Annotated in this window: 12 protein-coding genes and 1 pseudogene; 10 read left to right on the top strand and 3 right to left on the bottom strand. The window is 69.5% G+C overall.

What is annotated here, in order from left to right; all coding sequences use genetic code 11:
* The 7 genes from D7W79_RS26385 to D7W79_RS43810 form a co-directional block, all read left to right on the top strand.
* Positions 1-2,494: M16 family metallopeptidase (locus tag D7W79_RS26385; RefSeq protein WP_147442058.1), on the top strand; the 2,494-nt coding region annotated here is incomplete at its 5' end.
* A gap of 42 nt (positions 2,495-2,536) precedes the next feature.
* A complete protein-coding gene (locus D7W79_RS26380) occupies positions 2,537-2,998 on the top strand; it encodes a macro domain-containing protein (RefSeq protein WP_120528162.1) in 462 nt (153 codons plus the stop codon).
* A gap of 36 nt (positions 2,999-3,034) precedes the next feature.
* Positions 3,035-3,712 (top strand): glutathione S-transferase family protein, encoded by a 678-nt coding sequence (locus tag D7W79_RS26375; RefSeq protein WP_120528161.1) that lies wholly within the window; start codon positions 3,035-3,037, stop codon positions 3,710-3,712.
* 137 nt (positions 3,713-3,849) lie between these two features.
* Positions 3,850-4,407, top strand: a complete 558-nt coding sequence (locus D7W79_RS43815) for a hypothetical protein (RefSeq protein ID WP_158617045.1) — start codon at positions 3,850-3,852, stop codon at positions 4,405-4,407.
* 475 nt (positions 4,408-4,882) lie between these two features.
* Positions 4,883-6,724, top strand: coding sequence for a tRNA uridine-5-carboxymethylaminomethyl(34) synthesis enzyme MnmG (gene mnmG / locus D7W79_RS26360; RefSeq protein WP_120528158.1), 1,842 nt, complete (start codon positions 4,883-4,885; stop codon positions 6,722-6,724).
* 76 nt (positions 6,725-6,800) lie between these two features.
* Positions 6,801-7,454, top strand: coding sequence for a 16S rRNA (guanine(527)-N(7))-methyltransferase RsmG (gene rsmG / locus D7W79_RS26355; protein WP_120528157.1), 654 nt, complete (start codon positions 6,801-6,803; stop codon positions 7,452-7,454).
* A 64-nt stretch (positions 7,455-7,518) separates the two neighbouring features.
* Positions 7,519-7,683 (top strand): hypothetical protein, encoded by a 165-nt coding sequence (locus D7W79_RS43810; protein WP_158617044.1) that lies wholly within the window; start codon positions 7,519-7,521, stop codon positions 7,681-7,683.
* Here D7W79_RS43810 and D7W79_RS26350 read toward each other — a convergent pair.
* Positions 7,668-7,988, bottom strand: a complete 321-nt coding sequence (locus tag D7W79_RS26350; RefSeq protein WP_120528156.1) for a hypothetical protein — start codon at positions 7,986-7,988, stop codon at positions 7,668-7,670. The two genes, D7W79_RS43810 and D7W79_RS26350, sit on opposite strands and share 16 nt — an antisense overlap.
* 172 nt (positions 7,989-8,160) lie before the next feature.
* On the opposite strand from D7W79_RS26350, the pseudogene D7W79_RS46045 reads away from it, so the two are divergent.
* Positions 8,161-8,421: pseudogene (locus D7W79_RS46045) on the top strand (helix-turn-helix domain-containing protein); the annotation flags it as partial.
* A gap of 169 nt (positions 8,422-8,590) precedes the next feature.
* The gene (locus D7W79_RS45215; RefSeq protein ID WP_439099230.1) at positions 8,591-8,992 is read left to right on the top strand and encodes an MmyB family transcriptional regulator; all 402 of its coding nucleotides are present in this window, start codon (positions 8,591-8,593) and stop codon (positions 8,990-8,992) included.
* 9 nt (positions 8,993-9,001) lie between these two features.
* Here D7W79_RS45215 and D7W79_RS26340 read toward each other — a convergent pair whose 3' ends face one another.
* Together D7W79_RS26340 and D7W79_RS26335 are read right to left on the bottom strand one after the other, a co-directional pair.
* A complete protein-coding gene (locus tag D7W79_RS26340; protein WP_147442056.1) occupies positions 9,002-9,310 on the bottom strand; it encodes a hypothetical protein in 309 nt (102 codons plus the stop codon).
* Between the two features lie 128 nt (positions 9,311-9,438).
* On the bottom strand, positions 9,439-10,392 hold the full coding sequence (locus D7W79_RS26335; RefSeq protein ID WP_120528163.1) for an oxidoreductase: 954 nt from the start codon (positions 10,390-10,392) through the stop codon (positions 9,439-9,441).
* A gap of 99 nt (positions 10,393-10,491) precedes the next feature.
* Here D7W79_RS26335 and D7W79_RS26330 point away from each other — a divergent pair, with 99 nt between their 5' ends.
* On the top strand, positions 10,492-10,884 hold the full coding sequence (locus D7W79_RS26330; protein WP_120528154.1) for a VOC family protein: 393 nt from the start codon (positions 10,492-10,494) through the stop codon (positions 10,882-10,884).
* Positions 10,885-14,529 lie beyond the last annotated feature (3,645 nt).

Here is a 14,529-nt window from a genome sequence, read left to right as displayed (position 1 = left end):
CAACGTGCCCCAGGCCCTCACCGAACGCGGCGCGCGCCCCAACGGCACCACCTGGCTGGACCGCACCAACTACTACGAGACCCTGCCCGCGTCGGACGACAACCTGTCCTGGGCGCTCGGCTTCGAGTCCGACCGCATGGTGAACAGCTTCATCGCGCGCAAGGACCTCGACAGCGAGATGACCGTCGTGCGCAACGAGTTCGAGTCCGGCGAGAACGACCCGCGCGGCATCCTCTTCAAGCGCACCATGAGCGCCGCGTACCTCTGGCACAACTACGGCAAGGCCACCATCGGAGCGAAGGCGGACCTGGAGCACGTGCCCATCGACCGGCTCCAGGCCTTCTACCGGCGCTACTACCGCCCCGACAACGCGACGCTCGTCATCGCCGGCCGCTTCCAGCCGGAGAAGGCCCTGTCGCTCGTGCAGTCCACCTTCGGCAAGCTCCAGAAGCCCTCGGAGCCAGTGCCCGTCACGTACACCCAGGAGCCCACCCAGGACGGTGAGCGCGAAGTGACGCTGCGCCGCGTGGGCGACAATCAATTGCTCTCCAGCGTCTACCACGTGCCCGAAGGCGCCCACCCCGACTTCGCCGCCATCGACGTGCTCACCCAGGTGCTGGGCGACGTGCCGTCGGGCCGCCTCTACAAGGCGCTCGTGGAGACGAAGAAGGCCTCGCGCGCCGGCGCGTTCAACTTCCAGCTGCGCGACCCGGGCGTCATCGGCTTCAGCGCGGAGGCCCGGCAGGATCAGCCCCTGGGCCCCGTGCGCGAAGGCCTGATCAAGACCGTGGAGGAGTCCTCCAGGACGCCCTTCACCGACGAGGAGGTGAACCGCGCGAAGACGAACCTCGCGAAGCAGACGGAGCTGCTGCTCAACAACTCCGAGCGCGCCGCCATCCTCCTGTCCGAGTGGGCCGCCGTGGGTGACTGGCGCCTGCTCTTCCTGCACCGCGACCGCATCGAGGCCGTCACGCCCGCGGACGTCACCCGCGTGGCCGCCGCGTACCTCAAGGCCTCCAACCGCACCCTGGGCAGCTTCCTGCCCACGCCCAAGCCGGACCGCTCGGAGCTGCCGCCCCCGGTGGACGTGGCGAAGATGGTGGACGGCTACCAGGGCAAGGCGCTCGTGGCCCAGGGCGAGGCCTTCGACCCCTCCCCCGCCAACATCGAGTCGCGCGTGCAGCGCGGGGAGCTGCCCTCCGGCGTGAAGTACGCGCTGCTGCCCAAGAAGACGCGCGGCGAGATGGTCAACCTCACGCTGGACCTGCACTGGGGCACCCCGGAGGCCGTGACCGGCAAGCTGCCCGCCGCCTCCTACGCCGGCAGCATGCTGATGCGCGGCACGACGAAGCACACCCGCCAGCAACTGGAAGACGCGTTCGACAAGCTCAAGGCCCGCGTGGGCGTGGACGGCGGCGCGACGGGCGCCAGCGTCGGCATCGAGTGCCCTCGCTCGAGCCTCCCGGAGGTCCTCAAGCTCGTCGCCGAGGTGCTGCGTGAGCCCGCCTTCGACGCGAAGGAGTTCGCGCTCCTCAAGCAGGAGCGGCTGGCCTCGCTGGAGTCGCAGCGCAGCGAGCCGCAGCCCCAGGCCAGCATCGCGTTCTGGCGCGTGCTGAGCGCGCACTACCCCAAGGGCCACCCGCTCTACGTGCCCACCCTGGATGAGCGCCTGGCCGACGCGAAGGCCGTCACGCTGGAGCAGGCGCGTGACTTCCACCGCCAGTTCTACGGTGCCTCGCGCGGGGAGCTCGCGGTGGTGGGGGACTTCGACGCGAAGGAGATCACCTCGCTCACGGGCACCCTGCTCGACGGCTGGAAGAGCCCGGCCCCGTACGCGCGCGTGGCGCGGACGTACCAGTCCGTGGCTCCGAAGTCCGTGGTGCTGGAGACGCCGGACAAGGCCAACGCGTACTTCCTCGCGGGACAGCTGCTCCAGATTCGCGACGACGACGCGGACTGGCCCGGCATGATGATGGGCAACTTCCTCCTGGGCGGCGGCTTCCTCAACTCGCGGCTGGCCACGCGCGTGCGCCAGCAGGACGGCCTGTCCTATGGCGTGGGCAGCAGCCTGTCCGCCGAGGAGCTGGACACCGTGGGCTGGTTCGTCACCTACGCCATCTACGCCCCGCAGAACGCGCAGAAGCTGGAGGCCGCCATGCGTGAGGAGATCACCCGCGCCGTGCAGAAGGGCTTCACGCCGCAGGAACTGGACAAGGCGCGCGCGGGCCTCCTGGAGTACCGCCAGTCCGCTCGCGCGCAGGATGGCAACCTGGCGCAGCAGCTGTCCAACGGTCTGTACTTCGGGCGCACGCTCGCGTTCGACGCGGCCGTGGAGGCGAAGCTCCAGAAGCTGACCGCCGAGGACGTGCGCAAGGCCCTGTCCAAGCACCTGGACTTCAGCAAGGCCACCCTCGTGCGCGCGGGTGACTTCGCGGGCGTGTCCAAGCAGCAGGCCCCGGTTCCGGCGCCGGCCAAGGCGAGCGCTGCTCCGTAAGCACCATGTCTGTCATTGGGCGGGCGCGGTAGAGTCCGCGCCATGCCCGTGCAACTGGTGGAAGGCGACCTGCTGGACCAACCGGTGGACGCCATCGTCAACGCGTGGAACCGGAACATCATCCCCTGGTGGCTGCTGTTGCCCCAGGGGGTGTCCGGGGCCATCAAGCGCCGGGGCGGCACGGCGCCGTTCCGGGAGCTGGCGCGCGTGGGGCCCATGCCCCTGGGCTCGGCGGTGGTGACCGGACCGGGGCGCCTTCCGTTCAAGGGCATCATCCACGTCGCGGGCATCAACATGCTCTGGCGCGCGTCCGCGCGGTCCATCCAGGACTCGGTGCGGCATGCGCTGGAGCGCGCGGGGGAGCACGGCTTCCGCTCCGTGGCATTCCCCATCATCGGCGCGGGCTCCGGCAGCTTCAACGAGGACCGCGCGCTGGAGCTGATGCGCGAGTCATTGGGGGAGGCCCCTGCTTTCGACGTGCGCGTGGTGCGCTTCCGCCGTTAGACGGAGCGCACCTCTTCACTTCGAAGCGAGGGTGACATGATCGACCTGTATACGTGGGGCACGCCGAACGGCTTCAAGGTGTCCGTGGCGCTGGAGGAGCTGGCGCTGCCGTACACCGTGCATGCGCTGGACATCTCCACCGGCGTGCAGAAGCAGCCCGCGTTCCTGGCCATCAACCCCAACGGCCGCATCCCCGCCATCGTGGACCGCGCGGAGGGGGACTTCGCCGTCTTCGAGTCCGGCGCCATCCTCATCTACCTGGCGGAGAAGACGGGCCGGCTGATGCCCACGGACGCGAAGGGCCGCTCGCGAGTCATCCAGTGGCTGATGTTCCAGATGGCCGGCGTGGGCCCCATGCAGGGGCAGGCCAACGTCTTCTTCCGCTACTTCCCGGAGAAGCTCCAGCCCGCCATCGACCGGTACCAGAACGAGACGCGCCGCCTCTACACCGTGCTGGAGAGCCGGCTGAAGGACCACGAATACCTGGCCGGGGACTACAGCATCGCGGACATCGCGAACTGGGCCTGGGTGCGCTCGCACGACTGGGCCGGCGTGTCCCTGGACGGCCTGCCAGGGGTGCAGCGGTGGCTGGCCGCCATCGAGAACCGCCCCGCGGCGCAGCGTGGACTGGACGTGCCCACGCCTCGCAAGCAGGAGGACGCTCGGACCGCCGCGCAGCGCATCGAGGGGGCTCGCGCCCTCATCCAGCGCTGAGCGCCCTCCCCTCCCCTGCCCCGCCGCATGGCCCCGGACATCCGGACATCCGAGCTCGGCGTGCGCATGATGGGGCCGTTCGAGGCTCCCGGGCCGGCCGGTAGGGCCCTTCGCCGGGAGCACGGGGAGTGGATGACATGGAAGCACTGCGGAGCCTGGGCCGGTGGGCCGGACTGTGTCTGGCATTGGGACTGTGGGGCGCGTGCACGCCGAGCGGTGGCGGCGCCGTGCGCGTGTCGCGGGACAACGTGGCGCCGGATGGCTGCGCGCCGGCCACGTGCTCGCAGGCGATGGTGGCCTGTGGCCGGACGCCGGATGGGTGTGGCGGCTTCATCGACTGCGGCGACTGTCAGGCCGGCACGTGCAAGGAGGGCCGGTGCGTGGCGCCGCCCGTGCCCGTCGAGCCGAAGAAGGACGCCAGCGGTCCCATCAGCACCTGCACCCCCGGGTGCAAACCCAACGAGTCCTGCGTGGACGACCGCTGCGTCTGTCAGCGCGCCACGTGCTCCTCGCTGGGGCTGAAGTGCGGCACCGCGGACGACGGCTGCGGCGGCGTGGTGCAGTGCGGTGCGTGCGTCCCCGCGTGCCGCCCGGACGAGATGGAGTGCTGCGGCGCGTGCATCCCGAAGTCCGACGGGCGCTGCCCGGAGAACGTGCACTGCCCCAGCCGGTCCAACCCCCCGGCCACCCGCTGACGCCGTGCGGTTCCGGGCCCCGGTGAAAGGGCCTGGAACCCGGAATGTCAGACCCCCTCGCTATACCCTTCCCCGTCGCGCACACGGGCGGTCCGCCGGCCTCGCTGGTTCGAGTCCGAAAACCCCATGCGCCCTCACCGCACGGGCAGGCGTTGGCTCCCGTGTGTGCGACGCCATGTGAAGGCACGAGGTCCGGGGGACTCGTGCGGGCAGGTCCCATGGATGCCATCGCCGTCGACGGGCCAGAGACGCCACCGGTGTGTCAGGCGCGCCCTCGACGGATCCACGATGACTGGTGCGCGCGAGGCGGGCGGCGTTGTTACCCCTCCCACCGTCCGCCTCGCGTGCTCCCGAACTTCCGGGCATGTCTGTGTTTGGCCATGTCCCGGGCCGGTGGGGAACCCGCCGGGTGGACGGTGTCCGCGCGCCCCGGCTTGCCACGGACGCGCCGGGGCGTGATACCCCCCGGGACGCGATGGAACTCCGATACGACATCGTCGTGGTGGGGCTGGGCCACGCGGGCTGCGAGGCGGCGCTCGCGTGCGCGCGCATGGGCCTGTCCACCCTGGGCGTGACGCTCAAGCGCGAGCGCGCCGCCGTGATGAGCTGCAACCCCGCCGTGGGCGGCACCGCGAAGGGCCACCTGGTGCGCGAACTGGACGCGCTCGGGGGCCAGATGGGACGCGCGGCGGACCTCGCGGGCACGCACGTCAAGACGCTCAATCCCTCCAAGGGCCCCGCCGTGCAGGCCACCCGCGTCCTCTGCGACCGCGACGCCTACGCCGCCGGCATGCAGGCCGTCCTCTTCACGCAAGCCAACCTCACCGTGCGCGAGGGCGAAGTCGCCGCCGTCGTCGCGGAAGAGGGGAGGGTGAAGGGCGTGGTGCTGGGGGACGGCACGCAGGTGGTGGCCCGCGCGGTGCTCCTCACCACCGGCACCTTCCTGCGCGCGCTCATGCACGTGGGCGAGCAGAAGGAGGTCGGCGGCCGCCTGGGAGACGAAGCCGCGCGCGGCCTGTCGGAGTCGCTGCACGCGCTGGGCTTCACTTTGGGCCGCTTCAAGACGGGCACGCCCGCGCGCCTGTCTCGCGACAGCATCGACTGGGACGCCGTCACGCCGCAGCCGGGGGACACCGGCGTGCGGCCATTCTCCTGGCGCACGCAGGTGGAAGAGGGCCTGCCGTTTCCGCGTCGGCCCGCCGTGATGTGTGGCCTCACCGCGACGACGGAGGCGACGCACCGGCTGCTGCGAGACAACCTGCACCGCTCGCCGCTGTTCCAGGGGGACATCGTGGGGCGGGGGCCCCGGTACTGCCCGTCGCTGGAGGACAAGGTGGTGCGCTTCGCCGCGCGCGAACGGCACCAGGTGTTCCTCGAACCGGAAGGGCCCACGTCGCCGCTCGTGTACCCGGCGGGCCTGTCCACCAGCATGCCCGCGGACGTGCAGCTGGACTTCCTGCGCACCATCCCCGGGCTGTCCCGCGTGGAGGTGGTCCGCTACGGCTACGCGGTGGAGTACGACTACGCGCCGCCCACGCAGCTGCACCCCACGCTGGAGACGAAGGCCGTCGCGGGCCTGTACTTCGCGGGCCAGCTCAACGGCACCTCCGGCTACGAGGAGGCCGCGTTCCAGGGCCTGTGGGCCGGCATCCAGGCGGCGCTCCAGGTGAAGGGCGAACCGGCGCTCGTCGTGGGCCGCGACGAGGCGCACGGCGCGGTGCTCGTGGACGACCTGGTGACGAAGGGCGTGGACGAACCGTTCCGCATGTTCACCAGCCGCTCCGAGCACCGGCTCAAGCTGCGCGAGGGCAACGCGGACCTGCGGCTCGCGCGTCACGGCTACCGCGTGGGGCTCCTGCCGAAGGAGGCGCTGGATCGCGCGGAATCACGGGCCCACGCGGTGACGCAGGAGGTGGCGCGGCTCAAGCGCGCCGGCCTGGCGATGCGGCTCAAGCGTCCGGAGGTGACGTACGCGCAGCTGGCGCAAGAGCGCGAGGACTTCCCGGCCCTCACCCCTGACGTCGCGGAAGAGGTGGAGGTGGAGGTGAAGTACGAGGGCTACATCGCCCAGGCCGCCCGGGCGGCGGCGCGCGAGGCCGAGGCCTCCGACCGCTGGCGCATCCCGGACGCGTTCCGCTTCACGGACGTGCGCGGGCTGAGTACGGAGGCGGTGGAGAAGCTGTCCGCGCACCGGCCCGGGACGGTGGGACAGGCGAGGCGGATTCCGGGCCTGACGCCGGCCGCGGTGTCCCTGCTGCTGGTCGCGTTGAAGCGAGGGCAGGGGCCGTCAAGTGATCAGGAACAGGGCTGTGGATAACGTGTGGACAATTCTGGGGATGGATTTCCCCTGAGTGATTCCAAGGACTTGAAGGGCCCTTCGGGGTGGAGGTGTTGTGGATAACGCGCGGTTCGCAGATCAGCTGGCAGCCGGATGCAGTGCGTTGGGCGTGACGGTGGGGCCGGACGTGGGGCCCCAGCTCCAGCGGCTGATGGCGGAGCTCCTGAAGTGGAACGCGAAGGTGAACCTCACGGCCATCACCGCGCCGGAGGAGGTGCTGGAGAAGCACTTCCTGGACTCGCTGGCGGTGCTGCCGGAGGTGACGGGCGCGACGTCGCTCCTGGACCTGGGCGCGGGCGCGGGCTTCCCGGGGCTGCCGCTCCGGCTGGCGCTCCCGGGCCTGGGCGTGACGCTGGTGGACACGGTGGGCAAGAAGATCGCGTTCATCAAGGCCGCCGCCGCCAGCCTGGGACTCACCGGCGTGCGCGGACTGCATGCGCGAGCGGAAGGAAAGCCGGAGACGGAGGGGATTCCGCGCGCGCAGGTGCTCATCGCGCGCGCGTTCATGGACCTGCCGGACTGGCTGAACCTGGCGCCCGCGTACGTGGAAGAGGGCGGACGCGTGGTGGCGATGCTGGGCAAGGCGCAGACGGACGCGGAGCTTCAAGCGCGCGCGGCGGAGCGCAACCTGCGCGTGGTGTCCGCCCGGGCGTACCGGCTCCCATTCTCCGGCGCCGAGCGTCAGGTCGCGGTGTTCGCGAAGCAGTAGGGGAGGGGAGGGCGCTCGGGCTCTGGCTTCAGGGAGAGCCTGGGCCGCGGACCGCATGCCAGCGATGGCCGTGGAACAGGGCGTGATGGCCGGCTTCAGCGCGAAGGAGGAGGAGCAGCTGCTGCGTCTCCTTCAGCGCGTGGTGGAGAACGTGGAACGGCGACGTGGATCCGCGCTGCGGCGTGAGCGGATCCGCGCTGCGGCGTCACCCGGTCAGGTCCGGGTGTAGCACTGGATCTCCAGCGTCAATCCGGACTTGGAGCACCGGAGGGCGGATCCGCCGTCATAGCCCCGAGCGATGCACATCGAGTTGACGTTGAAGATGCCCTTGCAGGTGTTGCTCGTGCTGATCCAGCGGTAGACGGTGAGCTCCTGCTCAGCGGTGCCGAGGTTCGCGGGGGCCTCGGTGGTCGTGGAGACCTGCTCCCGCGCGGCGGCGTTGTCGGCCATGTCCTCCTCGGGACCGCAACCGACGGCGAGGGTCGTTACCGCGAGCGCGAACGCAAACCGCAGACTCTTCTTCAGCTTCAGCATGAGATGGCTCCAGTCGTGCCCCAGTCGGGGCATGGGGGGCGGTGCTCGACAGGGGGTCGAAGACCGCTGTGTTTCGAGGCGGAGCGGGTACGTGGGCGCGGAAGTCCCGGTTACATCGCTCGCGGTCGACGGCCGGTGCCTCGCGTGAGGTGATGGCCTGACGTTCCACCGCGTGACGGACTCCTCCCGCAGCCCCGGACGCGCAGAGCTCGCGCGCTTCCTTCGCAGCCGACGTGAGCGGTTGCATCCGGAGGACGTGGGACTTCCGGCCGGTTCGCGGCGACGCACGCCGGGACTGCGCCGCGAGGAGCTGGCCCGCCTCGCCGACGTGGGCGTCAGTTGGTACACGTGGCTGGAGCAGGGGAGGGACATCCACGTCTCGGAGCCGCTGCTGGAGCGCCTGGTGGTCGCGCTCCGTCTGACGCCGACGGAGCGCCTGCATCTCTTCGAACTGGCGCACGGCCGGCCCGCGCCCAGGGCCGTGAGCGCACCGGATTCGGTCAGCGACGCGCTTCAACGGCTCCTCGACGCGTATCTCTTTCTCCACGCGACGCTGGGACCTCATCGCGTGGAACGCGGCGGCGACGGTCCTCTAAGCCGACCTGGCACGGCCCACTTCGGAGGGGCGCAACGGCTTGTGGGAGCTGTTCATGAATCCGGACCGGCGCGCGAGCATGCCCACCTGGGAGACCGCGGTGCGCCGGGCGGTCGCGGGGTTCCGGCTGGACGCCGCGAAGGCCGCGGACCGGTCGGAGTTCGACGCGCTGGTGGAGAAGCTTCAAGCCGCGAGCCCGGAGTTCGCGCGCCTCTGGAGCGAGCACGACGTGGTGGAGACCCCCTCCATGTTGAAGGTGATCCTCCTCCCGGAGCTGGGCCTCATCGAGTTCGAGAACGTCACGCTCACGTACTCGGAGCCGGACGGGCGGGAGCTGCGCGTGTCCTTCTATGCGCCGCGTCCCGGTTCCAATCTGGAGCGCGCGCGGAAGCTGTTTCCGCGGCCGTGAGTCACCCGGTCAGGTCCGGGTGTAGCACTGGATGAGCGTCGTGCCGGTCTTGCCACACTGGCTGGCGGATCCGCCGTCATAGCCCCGAGCGACGCACGCCGAGTAGACGTTCATGGGGATCTTGCAGGGGTTGTTCGTGCTGACCCACCGGTAGACGGTGAGTTCCTGCTCGGCCGTGCCGAGGTTCGCGGGGGCCTCCGTCGCGGTGGCCATTTCCTGCGCGGAGGCCTCGTCGGCCATGTCCCCCTCGGGACCGCAGCCGACGGCGAGGGTCGTCACGGCGAGCGCCAGCGCGAAACGCAGACTCTTCTTCAGCATGGGATGGCTCCGGTCGTGCCCCGGATGGGGCATGGGGGCGGTGTTCGACAGGGGTTCGAACATCGCCTCGTTCAAGACGGAGCGGATACGAGGGGGCGAAGATCCCGGTTACATCGCGGATCCGCGCGTCACGGATCGAAGCGAACACCGGTCCACGCCTCGCTCGCGGTCCACAGCCGGTCGGCCCGCTTCGGATCCACGGCGTAGGCCTTCACGCCGCGCCGGACGGTGGACTCCGGGGGGGCAATCACGGCGATGTCGACGTTCTCGCAGTACACGCCGCCCATGCCCTCGAGCTGGCGGCTGGTCGCGCACCACACCGTGGTCGCCGCGCCCTGCTCCGGGGTCTTCATCGGCTCCAGCTTGTTGGAGTTTTCGGTGGAGGCGCGGACCTCTTCCTCGGACATGGACCGGACCAGCTCCGTCAGGATGGCGCCGGGGTGCACGGCGAACGCGCGCACGCGGTGGGCTTCGCCGCGCGCATCCAACCCGACGGCGAAGAGGATGTTCGCGGTCTTCGACTGCCCGTAGGCGACCCACTTGTCGTAGGGGCGCTGGTGGAAGTTCGGGTCCTCGAAGTCGACGTCGGAGAAGAAGTGGCCGCGCGACGACAGGCACACCACGCGCGCGCCGTTCGCCTGCTTCAGCGCGGGCCAGAGCCGGACGGTGAGCTGGAAGTGGCCCAGGTGGTTGGTGGCGAACTGGGATTCGAACCCGCGCGAGTCTCGGCTGAGCGGGCTGGCCATGACGCCCGCGTTGTTGATGAGCAGGTGCAGGGGCCGGCCGGACGCGAGGAAGCGCGAGGCGAACGCGTCGATGGAGGCCGGATCCATGAGGTCCAGCGGCTCCAGTTCCACGCGCTCCCAACCGGAGAGCGCGGCGCGGGCCTTGTCGGGAGTCCGGGCGGGGACGATGACGGTGGCACCGGCGGCCTGGAGCGCTCGGGTGGTCTCCAGGCCGATGCCCGCGTAGCCGCCGGTCACGATGGCGACCGTGCCATCCAAGCGGGTGGTGCCTAGCACCTCGCGAGTCGTGGTGGTCGCGCCGAAGCCGGAGTTCAGGGGCTGCTGTTTCGTGGTCATGGGCACAAGGTGCGGATCCACGGCGCGCGCGAAAAGAGCGTCAATTCATCCTATGTGTGGCGCCACCTGGATGAAGGGCCCGGAAGGGGAGGGCGGCTCATGGACACGGTGAAGCTGCGGGTCGCGAGGCCCACCACGAACCTGGACGCGGTGGTGCGCTTCTACCGGGACGGGCTGGGCTTCGAGGTGCTCGGAGGGTTCGAGGACCACGAGGGATTCGACGGCGTGATGCTTGGACATCCGGGTGCGCCGTATCACCTGGAGTTCACGGTGGAGCGCGGACACGAAGCGCCGCGAGCCCCCACCGAGGACCACCTCCTGGTGTTCTACGTGCCGGACCCGGAAGCGTGGTCGGCGCGGGTCCACCGCATGGAGGCCGCGGGCTTCAAGCCGGTGCCATCGCGCAATCCGTACTGGGACGCGAACGGAAAGACCTTCGAGGATCCGGACGGCTACCGCGTCGTCCTTCAACGGGCCGCCTGGTCACGCTGAAGCAGGTCCGCGGCGGCGCGTGTTCCACGTGGAACATCCACGGCCCGGGTTCTTCGGATGGGTTTCCGAAGTCCACCGCGTGGGTGCGCCCGAGGTTCCACGTTCCACGTGGAACATCCAGCGCTGGGTCCCCGAAGTGGAGCGCTGAAGGCGGGGCAGGGGACACGACCCACGAACCGCTCCGCTGACTTCAGACGCGTGAAGCAGACGCGGCGGTGATGGATCCACGTGGCCCCTTCGCAGCGAGGCACTCCGTTTCCTGATGGGAGATGCGGATGGCCATGTTCCACGTGGAACACGCGGGGCCGAAGAAGCGGTCTGGTGGAGCGCGAGGTTGGCGCGCCTCATGCGCGAAGGACCTGGCTCCCATCGTTGTTCAGACCTGCGCGCATCGCGGTGCGTTTCTCGCCGCACCTCCGAACCCACGCGTATGCGTGAAGGCATGAAGTCCGAAGGCCGGATCCGGTGATGGGAAGCAGGGGTTGAAGGACGGCCGCCCGGTCGAACGGTGTTCCACGTGGAACACGTCCGGCCTCCGGTCCGCACGTGGGCTCTGGTTGAAGCACACGTGATCAAGTGGAGCGGCACCTGGCTGTTCGCCGTGGTGTTGGAGGTGCCCGGCTTGAAGCGCTTGATGAAGTGCAGGGCAGGGGACCTGGGGCTCATGCGGCTCCGCATGTTCCACGTGGAACACGCTTCAAGAAGGGGCTCACCCGGTCGCTCGGACTCCGGCCTTCAGCGTGAGAGTTGGCGTGCGGAATGCGGTCCTTGGAAGTGATGGAGCGCGCTCATGAAGAGCTGTGCATCCGGCACTCACCGCACCCGTGGATGGACAACTGGGCAATGGAGCCGTGCGTCGGTCATGGCGTGCGCTGGTTCATGCGGAGGCGAATCGGAACGGGTGGAAGGGGGCGTCGAGTCGCCTGCCTCTTCCTCAACCGTCATGCGCGGCAGTTGTGTCGTGGATGCGGTCCGCTGCGTGTTCCACGTGGAACGTCCTCATGCCGATGCGCCGTAGGTAACGGACCCCTCCATCCCCAGCAGTGGTTTTTCTGCGCGCTGTGATCATGCGGAAGCGCAGCGTGTTCCACGTGGAACGTCCTGCACCTCAGGACCTGTCTTGAGCGCCGTGACGTGTGAAGGCGCTCAGATAGGCGCGAGCGTGGTCCATGTGATGGACATGAGGCGTGAGAAGCCAGGATCGCTGCTTCACATGGAGCGGGCGCGAGAGCGTGAGCATGTTCCACGTGGAACCTCCTGCTCCTGCGCAGCACCGCTGGTGCTTCAGGAAGCGGACGTGTTCCGCATGGATCCGGCTGCCCTGACTGCGGTGCCTTCAGCGAGCATGGCGCTGAAGAGGCGCACGCGTGTTCCACGTGGAACCTCCACTTGGGCCCGACCCGATGGGGAGTCCGTGCGCAGGAAGTGCTGACCTTCTTGTCGAAGCGCGGTGCTCGCGACGGCTTGAGCGTGTTCCAGGGGGCGCGTCCTGAACCGGATCCGTGGCTTGAGCCGGCACTGCCCACGCGACTTGCCGCAAGGTCGTCGCAGCAAGTGGTCGCGCTGACCTGAGCGTGTTCCACGTGGAACGTCCTGCTGTGTCTCCATCCCCTTGTGCTGGATGGGCTCACGACAGCTCACGAGCCGTCGTCGCAGTGGATGCTCGTGATGGCGCCGACGTGTTCCACGTGGAACGTCCCGCTGTGTCTCCATCGCCTTGTGCTGGATGGGCTCACGCCAACTCACGAGCCGTCGTCGCAGTGGATGCTCGTGATGGCGCCGACGTGTTCCACGTGGAACGTCCTCTTGTGTCTCCATCACCTCGCGCTGGACGGGCTCACGACAACTGGTGGGCCGTCGTCGCCGCGGGTGCTCACGGTGGCGTTGGCGTGTTCCACATGGAACGCCCTGATGTGTCTCCATCACCTCGTGCTGGATGGCTCACGCCAACTCACGAGTCGTCGTCACCGCAGATGCTTACGGTGGCGTCGGCGTGTTCCACGTGGAACGCCCCCGTGTCCCGGCACGGGTGTTGGTCAGGCCCACGTCGGCTGAAGGACCGTCGTCGTGTCGGGTACGCGTGAGGACAGGTGCCAGACCCACGCCAGTTGATGGACTGTCACCTCATCGCGCGCCCAAAAATCCGTGAGCGTGTTCCACGTGGAACGCCCGGCCTGGATGGAGGGCGTCCAGTTGCTCCGATTCGTGAAGCGCATCGGGGCCACTGTCAGGCCGTTCATGTGGAACGCCTCGCCTTCGCTGCGCCGCCTTTGGCGGGAAAAGCTTCGGACCTCCGCGCACCACCGTTGCCGCGTGAGCGGTGAGGAGCGCGAGGCCACACGTCGTCCGCAGGTCGCTTCGGATGACCGGGTTCGCGATAGGTGCCCCGGGTCGTTCTTCGCGGCGTGGTGAGCGCAGCGGCAGGGCGCGTGTTCCACGTGGAACGCCTGGTCGCCCGTATCGGGAACCACCGCGTCGCCACCACCCGCTGCTTCCGTGGGGCGCTGAGCTGAACGCGCTGCTTCGTCACATGTGATGAGCAGGGGCCAACTGCGGTCTTCATGAAGCGAGGCTCCGCGAACCGCAACCGACAGCGGCAGGCCGATGGTTCCCGTCGGCCTCGCCGGTGTTCCAGGTGGATGCCCGTCATCTCCATCCACTCCGTTCGGCGCCGCGAAGCTTGCCGGTGCATCCACGTCCCGGCCGGATACGGGCCGCGCCATGCGCGGGGGTTCATGCCTCCGGTGGGGACTCAGGAATCGCCAACCCACGAAGCGGAGTCGGCATGGCGTGGTCCATGGCGCACGTCCTCACCGACGCGCGTTCCACGTGGAACGACGGGCGCGGCCATCGCCCATGCGGGGCCGCCGACGATGGACCGACATGACGCCGTGGCGGTCCTGGCCATCGCGGCATCGCGCACGCCAACTCGGGTCCTATGAGGCGCGGAAGTGGGGAAGGGGAGCCGGATGACAGGTCGAACCGGAAGCCATCCGATGCGCGCCGCGAACCGCGCGAAGTTCACGCGCGCACGCGGCTCCCCTCCATCCATGAAGGTGGCGGGGAAACCGTCACGGGACCCTGCGCGGCGGCAGGGCACTCCTCATCAGAAAACCAGGCCCATGAAACGCGGATGCGGAACGCGCGGTCGTCGCCCGTTCGGAACGGCTCCGCCCCGGATCCGGCGCGGGCACCTGAACCGGTAACGCGGCTTCCCCACCCCGACCCGGAATCTCGAACGGGATCTGGCGGCGATGCGCTCAGCCCAGCCGCGCGTCCGGAACCCACGACCCGAAGTCGCCGGACCGATGCACGGACACGCACGGGCTCCGCCTCCGCGAACCGGCACCCGCTCCACCAGCTGTCCTGAACCGGGCGCCGAAACCACCCACGTGAACCCGCGACCCGCATGGCACCAGCCCATGTGAACTCCGCCGACTTCACGGACCCGCGAGGCCCGCCCGTTCCACAGGAACCCGCGACCCGCATCCGCGAACCACCGGCCCACGTGAACTCCGCCGACTTCACGGACCCGCGAGGCCCGCCCGTTCCACGTGAAACGCGGACCCGCGAAATCCTCCGGAGCCCAAATCCGGACCTCACCTGCCTCTTATACACATCTCCGAGCCCACGAGACATGCGCAG

The organism is Corallococcus exercitus, from assembly GCF_003611585.1.
Taxonomy (GTDB): domain Bacteria; phylum Myxococcota; class Myxococcia; order Myxococcales; family Myxococcaceae; genus Corallococcus; species Corallococcus exercitus.
This window is presented reverse-complemented; position numbering and strand designations above follow the sequence as displayed.

Coding starts and splice junctions, on each gene's coding strand:
- D7W79_RS26340 (WP_147442056.1), bottom strand. CDS start 9,310: ATGCTGAAGAAGAGTCTGCGTTTCGCGCTGGCGCTCGCCGTGACGACC.
- D7W79_RS26330 (WP_120528154.1), top strand. CDS start 10,492: ATGGACACGGTGAAGCTGCGGGTCGCGAGGCCCACCACGAACCTGGAC.
- mnmG (WP_120528158.1), top strand. CDS start 4,883: ATGGAACTCCGATACGACATCGTCGTGGTGGGGCTGGGCCACGCGGGC.
- D7W79_RS26335 (WP_120528163.1), bottom strand. CDS start 10,392: ATGACCACGAAACAGCAGCCCCTGAACTCCGGCTTCGGCGCGACCACC.
- D7W79_RS43810 (WP_158617044.1), top strand. CDS start 7,519: ATGGCCGTGGAACAGGGCGTGATGGCCGGCTTCAGCGCGAAGGAGGAG.
- D7W79_RS26375 (WP_120528161.1), top strand. CDS start 3,035: ATGATCGACCTGTATACGTGGGGCACGCCGAACGGCTTCAAGGTGTCC.
- D7W79_RS43815 (WP_158617045.1), top strand. CDS start 3,850: ATGGAAGCACTGCGGAGCCTGGGCCGGTGGGCCGGACTGTGTCTGGCA.
- D7W79_RS26350 (WP_120528156.1), bottom strand. CDS start 7,988: ATGCTGAAGCTGAAGAAGAGTCTGCGGTTTGCGTTCGCGCTCGCGGTA.
- D7W79_RS26380 (WP_120528162.1), top strand. CDS start 2,537: ATGCCCGTGCAACTGGTGGAAGGCGACCTGCTGGACCAACCGGTGGAC.